A 12,435-nucleotide genomic window follows, 5' to 3' on the forward strand; every position below is an offset into this window, starting at 1 on the left:
TATATTTTTAGGAATAAAAAAAGAACATTACCTATTTTGTAGGTTCTGTTCCTTCTAATACTCCACTTTCTATAATTATATAATCTTCTACAGCCTTTCTGTACTCTGTGTTAGTAACATCATCCAATTTAAAAGGTCTGTCTTTTAAAGGGTTTAGCCCTTTATTTAATATTCTCTCTGCTAATATTCTTACTACAACATTATTTATATTCATTATAAAATTCCTCCTACTTTCTCATTTTCTGCAATCAATATTTGATTTTCTAACTCTTGTATTCTCTTTTGTTCTTCACTCACATATGTTGGTATTTCTTCTATAATAGGTTGTTTAGTTTCTATATTTATGCCTGTAATTCTATTTCTTGTATAATCTATACTTCCATATGGAATATCAATACCATGTAATTCAGTTATTGTATCATGTGGTAATACATCTCCAGTTGCTTCTCCTGTCTGCAACAGTATTTTCCCGGTTTGGTCATAGATTATTCTATTTGCTCTATTCATTTTATCACCTCATTTTTAATTTATTGTATTTTAAGAGCATACCATTTATAAGAGGATAAAGTAGAACTAGACTCTGTAAAGGCTGGTAATTTAATGCCTCCTCCACTAATGTAGACATCTCTTTTATTATTTTCATATAAATTTGAAGTACCACTGTTTAAAGTACTAGCACTAAATTGACAATTAAAGGATACATTTAATACAAAATCAGTTAGTATAACTGCTGATGAAGGAAAAGAACTTATAGCAATAACATAATATTTATTCCATTTATCACTTGTTGTGTATTCACACTCAGCAATAAAAACATTAGGAGAAAAACTTAGATTAGTAATATTAATCCAATAGCTAGGATTACTTGTACTGTTTAAATAGAATGTTTTAGCATATAAACTAGTATTTCTTACAACAGATGTTGTTCCTGTAGCATAATTGGATATTTTTATATTTCTAACTTTATTTATTAGACTTTGTATGCTTTCAATTTCATTTGCAGAAACATTTTTATTTGTTAAATTTACTGCTAAAGAACTCTTTAATGTTTCTATTTTTGTTTTAGTTGTCTCCAATTTATCTGTACCAGCAAAAGGATTACCCAATGCACTAGATATATTATTTTTGCCAGTTTGAAAATCAGCTTGTACATTTTCTAATGTAGTCATAAGTTCCTCTAAACTAGCATTATCAGTTAACTTTGTTGTCATATTTTCACCTCGCTTATATCATATCTATTAAATTATTTACTATAGTAATTCCTTTTACCCTTTGTCCGTTTACTTCTGCATTTAACAAATTTTGCTTTGTTGCTAATTCTTTTAGTGCTCCTTCAACATTATTACTCTTAAATAGATTATCTATGTCTTTTATAGTTGCTCTTTCTGCTGTTATCTGAATACTATCTAAACTAGCTTTTACCTCATTTACTGCATTTACAAGATTACTTTTGTTAGTTGTTGTTAAAGATGCTTTATTTCCTAAGTTAGTTACTACTTCATTTATAGCTTTTACAGTATTATTTTTGTTTACTGTACTAAGAGTAGTTGTATCCCCTATTTTATTATTAATATCTGTCTTAGCAGTTTCTAGGTTGCTTGTTAACTCTGTTTTAGTTGTATCTATTTTAGTGTCTAACTTATTGATATTTGTTAATATTTTTTCTTCATCTTTTTTAGTTAAAAATATTGCAGTTGGGTCAACAATTAAGGTCACTTTCTCTACATTAGATACCTCTATGATAAACTTCAAATACAAATCTTTCATAGCTCCATTGCCAACTTTTGGCTTATATGTTTCAGGACTTTTACAAATTGCAATCATATCGCCTTCATTATCTATAAGAGCCATTTCTCTAACTGTAAACCCACCTATTGAACCAGGTACACATGCTGTTGCAATAATCCAATTAGGATTATTTTCATCCTTGTCAAAAGCATTTATATTACCTTCCCAAACTTTATTTTTTAATGCTGTTTGCTCTTCTGTTGGATTGTAATAGCTTCCTCCTCCATCACCTGCTTGAATCTTCTCTAGTACTACTGATTTACCTAGCATTCCTGCGTTAGCAATCTTAGCCTTACCTATATTTGTAAGTATAGTGTAAAATTGTTCATCAGCCATTTATACCACCTCCTTTTGGATATACTGTTAATATTTCTGAACTCATGTTATGAGCTAATGCAAACTTAGCTTTGACATTAGCTTTTACTTCTTTACTTGAATAAGGATATACTGTTATTTCTTCACTCATAATTGTTGTTTGTGCAAAATAAGTTTTACTTTTTAATAAAGATACTAACTTATAACTTACAGATAAATGAGAAGGTTTTATAACATTTACTCTCTTATATAAATCTTCTAAATCTCGAGGAAAACCTTGAGTACTAGTTAATTCAACTCCAAAAGTATATGGAGATATGTTTTCATTTATTTTTATATTTGCACCTGTATAAGATTGAAGTATCATAGACATTCTTTTAGGTGTCATAATATATTTGCTTTGGAGCTTAGCAATGACTTTTCTTCTTCTAGTTTCTATAGCTTCATCTAGATTAGTAGCTAAACCTACTCTATTTTCCCAAAAACTTAAACCCCATGTTGCACTTTGAGGAAATAATTGTAATTCTATTTCTTTATTTAATAACTCTAAATTATCAAATTCGCTTCCTATAGCTTCATATAAGCTTTGCATTATGATAGATTGTTCATATATTGTTGACAATGTAAGAAGCATTTCTCTACCTTTTTTAGAAGCTATCATCCAACCACCTCGTTAACTATTTCCCCTACTCCGACCACTTGGTCCTGCAATTTTATATTTTCTTTTACATCATTTATAGTAAGATTAGAAAAGTCCTGTATACCTTCGTCTGTCAACATCATAGAACCCACTATAGCCTGTATAGCATTGTATGAGACCGTTCCACCTAAATCAATTTTATCTAAATATTTGTCTATCTTAGTTTTTAAATTGTTTAATACTGTTTCTTCACTAAAACTGTTACTAAATATAAAACTAGCTTTTACATTAATAAGTAATGTTTCGGGTGTTACAACTGTTACTAAAGCCCCGATAGGAGCTTTCCCATCCCTATTTTCTCCTTCTGATATATTTAATGGATATATATAATCTTGAACTGTATTTATCAACTCTTGTGTTGCTGCTTTTCTATTTTTGTCTAGTATTAATACTTTTACTGTCCCCGCTCCATTCCATTCGGGAACTACATAAGCATATCCAACTCCATCTACTTCTTTAGCCCATCTTATATAATCTGAACTAGCTCCACTTAATCGGTCCTCTTGTTCTGACACAAGGACTCTTTCTCTAAAATGTTCTTCGTCTTCTATATCTGTCCCGCCTTTGAAATCTTCTTTATTATTAACAGATTTAATCCCATTAATGGAACCTAATAAAACAGATATACTACCTTTAGATACATTTCCTATACTTCCAGTTTCTCTACATTCTGCTTTAATATCTACTGTTTCATTTTCTCCTATAGTTTTAGTTTCAAGAAGCTCAAACTCTATACTTTGTTTTTCATCTGTAGCTATAGTTGTAACAATAGTTCCTTTTGTAATGATAGTTCTTTGCATACCTGTAAATGTAATAACTCCAGTAGCCTTAGTTGGTTGATTTTTAAACACTCCCTTGCATTCTCCTAGCCATTCTAAATAAGTTCCATAAGAGGTCTGAGGAAATGCAATCTTTAAATTATTTTGTAATCCTAATTGTTTTAACTGTGCAACTTCTTCTGCCGTAGGTCTTGTTGCATCATAAATAAAGTCCCCTTCTAGTGTGCTCACATCTTGAAAGTTGCTTAACATCCTTTCGTGTATTACTTCTTCATCTTCTGTCAAAAATACTGGTATAGGTAGTTCTCTTTCCATATAATCACCTACCTTTTTATATTGCCATCAATCACTATATTTTCATCATCTATTGTTAGTACATCAAATTCGTAATTAACAAGCCTACTATTTTCAAGCCAATTGAATATAAAATTACTCACTTCTTTTGTATATGGATGAACTAAAATAGTTTCTTTTATTAACCTAGATATTTCAAGCTCTTTAGCACTTTGGGATAAGTTACTGGCAATTAAATCTTTTATTTCACTTCCATAACGTTTGTATAAGCTGACCTTTTGTACCTAGGTGTTAATATAGCCTTTTGACACCATTGTTTATATGCCTCTACCTTGTTACATCTTTTTAATGTTCCATCTGCATTTTTGACAAATTCACCTTTTATAAAATCAAATAAAAAAGACCCCTTTAGGTCCAGTTCATTTTCATTATTATTTTTTAATTCTACAGTTTCAAAAGTTTCATTTTGTGGAAATAGGTTTGGCATTTACAACCCTCCCAATTACTACAAATTCAGCCCCCATAATAGCTACTAATACATTATCACCTATATCTAGTGGCTTTAATTCTTCTGGAGTTTCTATTTTATGTTTATGTCTATATTCTGCACCTAACATTTCATCTGAAAGAGTAAAATAATCCTCTTGCAAGGTTAAATTCTCTAATACTAAATAATCTTGTATTTCATCTTTATAGCCACTTACTTTAAGACCATTTGCTGTTATTTCTGCAAGTTCACAACCCACTCCAAAAGTGCCATTTGCTACACTTTTACTCATATTTTCTTTTAATATTCTAGCAACCACATTAAATCTAGCATCAGTCATTAGTATAAAATTTCCTCCTTATATAATCTAGTGTCCCAACATTTAATTTCATTTTTGGCGCAGAGTCTAATGTATGAGTAACATCTATAACATAGTATTCTTTTCCTTTTAGAGATACCTTGTCACCTGCTCTTATTCTGTTTATGTCTACTACGCAATCTACACTTATTGTTTCCTCACCCGAATTAAACATTGCTTCTGCTGCTTTCTTAGCTTCTTTAGCATTAGTTATCTTTTCATCTTGTTTAATCTTTTGTAGAGTTCCATATTTGTCTGAGTCCTTCTTATAAGTTCCAATTATAGGTGCTTTTGTATTTTCATCTTTACTCTTACCTAACACTTTTACGGAAGTTACTGCATCATTAAAACTACTTGTAAAGTTTGCATCTTCTAATATACTATCTAATTTATATACATTTGCATTAGTACCAAGCTTGAATAATTTTAATTTATTATCCATTCTTACTCTAAATAAATCTCCACCCTTACTAGCTGTTTCCTTTAAATCCTTTTTAATCATATCTAGTATACTTGTCTTATGTATTACTTTAGCAAGTTTCTTCCCTGTATTAGCTAGATTGTAGTAAGGTATATTCCATTGTTTACAGTAATATTCAATCCTCTGTGTTGCTATATTTTCTTTAAAACTATATTGTTCTTCTGATTCTTCCATATAGACTGTTCTTTCTCTGCAAGACAATGTTAGTTTCTTACTCTTTTCACTTCTTCTAGTTTCCCATATGATTCCATCAAAGATTATTTCTTCTTTTTTACTCTCATATGCAATGTCAATTAGAACTATTTTATCACCTTTTTTAATTCCTATATCTTGAAGTTGCTTAGGTTCTACTAATGATACATCCATCTTATATGCAACTCCATCTATAGCTTCTGAAAGAGTTATTCCTTCATTGAAATTTGCAATGTCATATTTATTATTTAGTATTATTTTCATTTAGAAGGTATCACCAACTTTTGTCCTTTTTTAATAATATTTGGATTTTTACCAATAACTTTTTTATTTTCAGGTATATTATAAATTTCTTGCCACCTTGAACCTTTACCTAGAAATTTCTTTGCAATACTCCATAAAGTGTCTTTAGATGTAACTGTATATATTTTTGCTGATGATTGAGTATTGGGTCTATTGTCTTTTAAATCTGTTTTAGTATTACTTTTAGTTTCTTTTTTTAATGTCTCTATCTTCAGTTCTCTGTAAGTTCTAAATGTTATCTCAATGTCTCTATCTTCTTCTCTTCCTGCTGTTTGAGTATTACTAAAATTAGATATTGTAACTAATCCATTGTAACCAAAACCAGTTACTATTAAGCGTAATGGTTCGTCTTGGTCTACCCATTTTTCAAGCATTGCAACTACTTCGATTGGATTTTTTAACTCGCTATATCTGCAATAAGAAGCATCATATAAGTTAGGTAAGAATGTCTTGAATGATATTTCTCTTATCTTCTCTCCTTCTTTTTTAATGTCAAATTCACCTAGATTTACTATATCAATAGTTTCAAATCTTTTTTCTTTTTTTATAGATAAAGAATCTTGTGGATTAACTGGAAAATGGAAATCTATTTTTTCTTTTTCATTTTTTAGATATATGTCTATTACCAAGTTATCACTTCCTTTCTAAAGTATTTTTTAACATTACACCGCAGTTTTCTTACCATATATTCACTTCCTTTGATTTTTTGTATAAAAAAACACCTACTATTTAAGTAAGTGCTTTCTTTTTCTATTTAGTTTTTCTCCGCATAGTTAATATAAAACTATATTTTCAACTATTTAATCAGATTGTAAAAGATAATTTACATACCACTTAGTTAATATAAAACCAGAATTATTCTTGTTTTTAAGTAGAACATGTGTAAAATTTACATTCCATATAGTTAATATAAAACCTTTTATTGCTATATTAGCCGCACTTACAAAAGCATATTTACATACCACATAGTTAATATAAAATGTATTTGTAACAAGCTTAGTGGTTTCTAATATTGTTGCCTTTACATACCACATAGTTAATATAAAATTTAGGAGAAATATAATGAATAAGATATTTGTATTTTTCTTTACATACCACTTAGTTAATATAAAATCATGACCACATTCTGAACATATTTGAGAAGTATAAGCCTTTACATACCACATTGTTAATATAAAACTGGAGGATTAGTAATGATTACATCATATTTCTCCTTCTTTACATACCACTTAGTTAATATAAAACCAGTTTTAGCAGCATTATAACATTTAAGATGAGTGTGCTTTACATACCACATAGTTAATATAAAACAATTAGTAATATAAAGTTAAAAGTACACATAAAAAGCTTTACATACCACATAGTTAATATAAAACATTTCTTTATCTGTAAATTTTTTAGGTTTCTTGCCTCTTTACATACCACATAGTTAATATAAAACTAATAGCATTTTCTATACCTATTCTAAAGTTTATTGGCTTTACATACCACATAGTTAATATAAAACGAGGCAATTAAGCGTATACCTACCAAAGAAGAATTAAACTTTACATACCACATAGTTAATATAAAACGCAGTAAGCGATAAGATGTCTATGTTTATTGATTTGCTTTACATACCACATAGTTAATATAAAACCCCAAAATAAACTTAGCATTTCCAATACTTGCACATATACAACCTTCTCAAATTTGCAGTGAGCGACCAGTAGTGCAATTGATAACACTTATCAAACCTTCTCAATGCCTTATATTTCAACTGTTAAACCATACTTAAACAGAAAAATCGAACGCTGCAAAATTTATATATCTTTATTATATCATAAATAGATTACTTTTGAATATTTGTACCAATTTATAATTATACAAAAATAAAATATTTTTTTAATAAACTCTGAAATTTTTTTTTACTTGTTATAAAATATAATTAAGTAATCAACTTAAATCAACTCAAAGGATGGTGCTCTTATGGATATTAAGTCAGCCTTCATAAGAAAAAGAAGTGAAAAATTTCATGTATATGTGGAGTATGTGGAAGAAGAAACTGGCAAAAAGAAACAGAAAAGTTATGGAAGTTATGAAAAGAAAAAGGATGCTGAAAAACATTTAATTGAAATAAAAACTACTATAAACAATAATAAGTTTGTTGCTCCAAACACTGTAACGCTTGTAGACAGATGCTATAGATACATAGAGGAAAAAAAGTATGACTTTTCTCCATATACTTTAAGAAACAGAAAAAGTATAATTAGAAATCACATCCAACCTTTTTTTGAAGATATAAAATTAATTGATATTAGTCCAAACCTTTTACAAACATATGTCAATAAAATATATAAAAAATATTCTTTGAATTCCGCAAAAAATTCGATTAGTTTTTTAAATGCTTTATTGCATGAAGCTTATCGACTTAGAGAAATACAAGAAGATGTTTCTAAGTTTGTAATAACTCCAAATAAAGAAAATGCATCTACAACTAATTTTTATACCAAAGAGGAGGCTCAGATACTGTTAGAAAGGTGTCTTGATACTGATTTAGCTATACCTATCTATTTAATGTTAGGACTTGGTCTACGCTTCGGTGAAGCTGTAGGAATTAGATGGTGTGATGTTGAACTTAATAAAAGTATTATAAATGTAAAACAAACAATGATTCATGTTGATGGAAAAGTAACTTTTAAATCACCTAAAACAGATAAATCTAAAAGAAGATTGACAGCACCAACTGAGTTAATAATTTTGTTAAAAGATGAAAAGTTAAGACAAAGTAAATTAAAATTACAAGGGATACTAAAAAATGAATTAGATTTAGTATGTCTAAATTCAAAATTTAAACCTTGGACACAACAAATGTTTTTTAAACCTTTTAAAAGATTATTAGAGAACAACAATCTTAGGTATATAAAATTGCATGAACTTAGACATACAAATGCAACTTTGATGTTATTATCTGGCACTAACATAAAAACTATTTCAGAACGATTAGGTCATACAGATATAAAAATAACTATGAATAAATACTCTCATGTTTTAGAAGAAATGGACAAAGAAGCTTCTGATAATTTAAGTAAAATCTTGTTTAAATAATCGTCAGTTCTATGTCAGTAAGATGTCAGTTAATCATATATTTTTTTATTTGTCAGTTAGATGTCAGTCAAATATTTATTACTAGACAGTAGTAAAAAGCAGTATTTTACTACTATCTAGCAGCACTTAATATTGTATAATATCTAAGCATAACACTTATAAAATGTTATTCTTCTTCATCTTTTATAGAAGATTCTACATTTTCAATTATATTTGAATGTTTATCCTGTTTTGCAATGATTCTGTACTTATTAATTTCTTCATTCACAATACCTATACTCCAAATTAATACTATAGCATCATCTATAAATCCAAATGCTCCAGCGAGCATTTCAGGTATTATATCAATACCAGATACAAAGTAGGATACAGTAAAAACTAATACAGAAACTACTTTGACCTTATCAATTATATTTATTCTTTTATCTGTCATAAAATCTGGTAGTTTAAGTAAATCAAATATAAAAAGTAATCCAAACTTAGCATTTTTAAATCTTACTAAAATTTTTTTTAAAGTATCTAAAATTATATCAATAAATCTTTTTAAAAGTTCCATATTTATCACCTCTTATAATCATAGGTTACTCTACATTATAACCGATATAATTAATTTGATGAATATTTTAGATATAAATTTTATTAATTAGTTTATACTTAAATTGTATTGATTACATATGGACAGTTATATAATAACTTAAGTATTTTAAATTGTTTATAATTTTTACAATAATATTAATTTATTTTTAATTATAACAATTCAATTCCTGCATTTCTAAAATTTTCAATCATATCTTGTGGCCATACTCCAACTTGTACTTCCCCTATATGTGCCTTTTGCAAGAAATACATACAGATTCTTGATTGACCAATTCCTCCACCAATTGTATATGGAAGTTCACCATTTAAAAGCATTTTATGATAATCAAATTCTTTTCTATCTTCACATCCAGCAAGCTTTAACTGTCTATCTAGTGATTCTTCATCAACTCTAATTCCCATTGATGATAATTCTAATGCAGAATCTAGAACAGGGTTATAAAATAGTATATCTCCATTTAATTCCCAATCATCATAATCAGGGCTTCTTCCATCATGTTTTTCTCCTGATACTAATGTCTTTCCTATTTGTGTTATAAATACAGCTTTTTTATCTTTTACAATTTTATCTTCTCTATCTTTTGGCGATAACTCTGGATACATATCTTCTAATTCCTGTGATGTTATAAATGTTATTTCTTCTGGTAAAATTTCTTTTATACCTTCATACATACTACACACAAATATTTCAGTATCTTTAAATACTCCATATAATCTTTTTACAACGTCTTCTAAAGTTTTTTCATTTCTGCTACTTTTTTCTATAACTAATTCCCAGTCCCATTGGTCTACATATAAAGAATGTATATTGTCCAGTTCTTCATTTTTTCTTATTGCATTCATATCTGTATATAAACCACTTCCAACTGCAAAACCATATTTTTTAAGAGCTAATCTCTTCCATTTTGCAAGTGATTGAACAATTTCTGCATTTTTATCCATAAATGGTATATCAAAGCTTACTGCTTTTTCTCCATTTAAATTATCATTTGCACCTGTTTCAGGCAATACAAATAGTGGTGAAGAAACTCTTATTAGATTTAACTCATTACTCAATCTCATTTCAAAGAAATCTTTTAATTTTTTTATGGCTACTTGTGTATCAATTACATTTAGACTGCTTTTATAATCTTTTGGTATTATTGTACTCATACTATTCACTCCCTATATTCTATATATTTTTCCATTAAAAAAACCTCTCATCCCTATAAAAAGGGACGAAAGGTTGCTTTTCCGCGGTACCACCCTGATTAGTTTGAAATAGATTCAAACCCAGCTCATAATGTACAGATATTACTCGATACATCCCAATATGATAACGGTTTGGTTCCGACTAAGCCTACTCTTTTAAAATTTCAGTTAGCAACTCCAGGATGTTCTTCACTATAGACTTCATATTGGTCTCACACCATCACCAACTCGCTTTAATTACATTCTATACCTACTCTTCCTTTCAATGTCTTTAAAGTTTTATTTTTACTTTAATAAAAGTTAACTTTTATGTTTTCTATTTATTCATAATAGTATGATAAGTGATTAGTTAAATTTTGTCAAGTTTATTATTTTTTATTTTTTATATACTTTATACATTTTTACCCATGTTTTATAAGTTTTCAAATGTAGTTTTTAATCTATCCATACATTCTTTTAATAGAGATTGTGGGCATGCTACATTTATTCTTTCAAACCCAATACCTTCTTTTCCAAATATATAACCTTCATCAAATAATACATTGGCTTTTTTAAACATTAAATCTTCAAGTTCTACTTCATTTAATCCATAAGCAGTAAGGTCTAGCCAAGCTAGATATGTCCCTTCTGGGTAAACAAGTTTAACTTTTGGTAAGTATTCTTTTAAGTACTCATCAATAAATTTTATATTATTATCTAGATATTCATTTAATTCATCAAGCCAGTCTTCACTTTCATTATATGCTGCTATAGTAGCTACAATAGCAAAAGGATTTGGTGAAGTACCAACTCCAACAGCTGTAACTTCATCTTGATACTTCTTCTTTAACTCTTTATTATTCACTATTATATTGGATAATTGCATTCCAGCTAAATTGAATGTCTTACTTGGAGCTATACATGTGACTATTTTCTCTTTATATTCTGGGCATAATGATTGTAAAGGAATATGTTTAAATCCTTTTCGAATTAAGTCAGAATGTATTTCATCTGCTATTATCCACAAGTCATATTTTTTGCATATTTCTACGACTTTTTTTAATTCTTCTTCTCTCCATACTCTACCAACAGGATTGTGAGGGCTACAAAGAATAAGTACTTTATTATTGCCACACTTAGCTTTTTCTTCTAAATCAGTGTAATCCATTCTATAAGTTCCATTTTCATATATTAGAGAATTATTTATAACTTCCCTATTATTGCTTTTTATCTTTGCTTCAAATGGATAATATACTGGTTTTTGAATTATTACTCCTTCTCCAGAGTTTGTTAATATTCTTACTAAAATAGCTACAGCAGGTACAACTCCAGGGCTAAAAACAATATCTTCTCTATTTACTTCCCAGTTAAATCTTCTTTTATACCATCCACAAACTGCATCAAAGTATTCGTCACTATTATTAGAACTATACCCAAATATTTTATGGTCGATTTTTTTATGTAATGCTTCTATTATTGGTTCTGCACATTCAAAATCCATATCTGCAATCCAAAAAGGTAAACCATCTTTTTGTGCTTTTGGTGAACAATTAGTTCTGAAATCCCACTTTACACAGTCTGTTCCTACTCTGTCTACAACTCTATCAAAATTATATTTACTCATTTAAGCCTCCTAAAAATATAAATTCTATAAATATTAAATTTGTCACTACTTGTAATCTAAGGACATTTTACCACTCTACACACTATAATAATAATACTTTTTGGTTTAATAGATTTAAAATATACCTATTTTTCCTACAATAGATTTTTTCGATATTGTAAAAACAACTTCATTACAACAAAATAAAAAGAGACTATTTACGTCAATAATATTACAACTAACATAAAAAACCTCTTTTCATAAGTTTAAAAAATTTTAAA

The 12,435-nt window shown here is 28.3% G+C and carries 13 protein-coding genes, 1 pseudogene, 1 CRISPR repeat array and 1 other annotated feature; of the genes and pseudogenes, 1 reads left to right on the forward strand and 13 read right to left on the reverse strand.

Features of this window, described 5'->3' with window-relative positions:
- Positions 1–31: 31 nt before the first annotated feature.
- The 10 genes and pseudogenes from IC218_RS09005 to IC218_RS09050 all read right to left on the reverse strand — a co-directional run bounded on the left by IC218_RS09005 (position 32) and on the right by IC218_RS09050 (position 6,326).
- A complete protein-coding gene (locus IC218_RS09005) occupies positions 32–214 on the reverse strand; it encodes a hypothetical protein (protein WP_227824233.1) in 183 nt (60 codons plus the stop codon).
- Positions 214–507 (reverse strand): hypothetical protein, encoded by a 294-nt coding sequence (locus IC218_RS09010; RefSeq protein ID WP_227824234.1) that lies wholly within the window; start codon positions 505–507, stop codon positions 214–216. Before IC218_RS09010 ends, IC218_RS09005 begins: the two co-directional genes overlap by 1 nt.
- Positions 508–527: 20 nt before the next feature.
- A complete protein-coding gene (locus IC218_RS09015; RefSeq protein ID WP_227824235.1) occupies positions 528–1,211 on the reverse strand; it encodes a hypothetical protein in 684 nt (227 codons plus the stop codon).
- A 13-nt stretch (positions 1,212–1,224) separates the two neighbouring features.
- Complete coding sequence (locus IC218_RS09020) at positions 1,225–2,124, reverse strand: phage tail protein (RefSeq protein ID WP_227824236.1); 900 nt, start codon at positions 2,122–2,124, stop codon at positions 1,225–1,227.
- Entirely contained in the window at positions 2,117–2,764 is a 648-nt protein-coding gene (locus IC218_RS09025) for a YmfQ family protein (RefSeq protein ID WP_227824237.1), read from the reverse strand. The genes IC218_RS09020 and IC218_RS09025 overlap by 8 nt, the downstream gene beginning before the upstream one ends.
- Entirely contained in the window at positions 2,761–3,897 is a 1,137-nt protein-coding gene (locus IC218_RS09030; RefSeq protein WP_227824238.1) for a baseplate J/gp47 family protein, read from the reverse strand. Before IC218_RS09030 ends, IC218_RS09025 begins: the two co-directional genes overlap by 4 nt.
- A gap of 8 nt (positions 3,898–3,905) precedes the next feature.
- Positions 3,906–4,363 (reverse strand): annotated as a pseudogene (locus tag IC218_RS22190) (DUF2634 domain-containing protein).
- On the reverse strand, positions 4,338–4,703 hold the full coding sequence (locus IC218_RS09040) for a hypothetical protein (protein WP_227824239.1): 366 nt from the start codon (positions 4,701–4,703) through the stop codon (positions 4,338–4,340). Before IC218_RS09040 ends, IC218_RS22190 begins: the two are co-directional and overlap by 26 nt.
- Positions 4,696–5,658, reverse strand: coding sequence for an XkdQ (locus IC218_RS09045; protein WP_227824240.1), 963 nt, complete (start codon positions 5,656–5,658; stop codon positions 4,696–4,698). The genes IC218_RS09040 and IC218_RS09045 overlap by 8 nt, the downstream gene beginning before the upstream one ends.
- The gene (locus tag IC218_RS09050) at positions 5,655–6,326 is read right to left on the reverse strand and encodes a LysM peptidoglycan-binding domain-containing protein (RefSeq protein ID WP_227824241.1); all 672 of its coding nucleotides are present in this window, start codon (positions 6,324–6,326) and stop codon (positions 5,655–5,657) included. The genes IC218_RS09045 and IC218_RS09050 overlap by 4 nt, the downstream gene beginning before the upstream one ends.
- Positions 6,327–6,518: 192 nt before the next feature.
- A CRISPR array of direct repeats spans positions 6,519–7,336; the repeat unit is 29 nt; unit sequence CTTTACATACCACATAGTTAATATAAAAC.
- 329 nt (positions 7,337–7,665) lie between these two features.
- Between IC218_RS09050 and IC218_RS09055 the strand changes: the two genes are divergently transcribed.
- Positions 7,666–8,784 (forward strand): site-specific integrase, encoded by a 1,119-nt coding sequence (locus tag IC218_RS09055; RefSeq protein WP_227824242.1) that lies wholly within the window; start codon positions 7,666–7,668, stop codon positions 8,782–8,784.
- Positions 8,785–8,950: 166 nt separating this feature from the next.
- Here IC218_RS09055 and IC218_RS09060 read toward each other — a convergent pair whose 3' ends face one another.
- From IC218_RS09060 to IC218_RS09070, 3 genes are all read right to left on the reverse strand, one after another.
- Positions 8,951–9,340, reverse strand: a complete 390-nt coding sequence (locus tag IC218_RS09060) for a DUF1232 domain-containing protein (RefSeq protein WP_227824243.1) — start codon at positions 9,338–9,340, stop codon at positions 8,951–8,953.
- Positions 9,341–9,531: 191 nt separating this feature from the next.
- Positions 9,532–10,533 carry an aspartate--ammonia ligase gene (gene asnA, locus IC218_RS09065; protein ID WP_227432373.1) on the reverse strand — a complete coding sequence of 334 codons (1,002 nt, stop codon included), beginning with the start codon at positions 10,531–10,533 and terminating at the stop codon, positions 9,532–9,534.
- A gap of 58 nt (positions 10,534–10,591) precedes the next feature.
- Positions 10,592–10,847: a binding site (T-box leader), on the reverse strand.
- Positions 10,848–10,984: 137 nt separating this feature from the next.
- Entirely contained in the window at positions 10,985–12,175 is a 1,191-nt protein-coding gene (locus tag IC218_RS09070; RefSeq protein ID WP_227824244.1) for a MalY/PatB family protein, read from the reverse strand.
- Positions 12,176–12,435 lie beyond the last annotated feature (260 nt).

The sequence above is a fragment of the Clostridioides sp. ES-S-0005-03 genome, from assembly GCF_020658455.1.
In the GTDB taxonomy this organism is placed as follows: Bacteria; Bacillota; Clostridia; order Peptostreptococcales; family Peptostreptococcaceae; genus Clostridioides.